The organism is Pantoea sp. SIMBA_079, from assembly GCF_046940275.1.
Taxonomy (GTDB): Bacteria; Pseudomonadota; Gammaproteobacteria; order Enterobacterales; family Enterobacteriaceae; genus Pantoea; species Pantoea borealis.
Window position 1 is genome coordinate 1 of the sequence record NZ_JAWRYR010001016.1, and the last position, 230, is coordinate 230.

The 230-nt window shown below is 34.3% G+C and carries 1 protein-coding gene; it reads right to left on the reverse strand.

Annotation, left to right across the window (positions count from 1 at the left end; translation table 11 throughout):
- Nucleotides 1-230: GTP-binding protein (locus SB719_RS22985; protein WP_412160163.1), on the reverse strand; the 230-nt coding region annotated here is incomplete at both ends.

A 230-nucleotide genomic window follows, 5' to 3' on the forward strand; every position in this document is an offset into this window, starting at 1 on the left:
TCAATATCTCCTAGCTGTGAAAGCTTTTCCACTTCGATCAGTAAATCTTCTCTTAGCGTACAGCATATACAGCCATTTTGCATTTCTACCAGTTTCTCATTGGTTTTAGAAAATCCCCCTTTTTTCACCAAGGTAACATCAATATTTACTTCACTCATATCATTGACAATAACAGCTACTTTAAGATTATCCCGATTAGTTAAAATGTGATTTAGTAGTGTTGTCTTTCC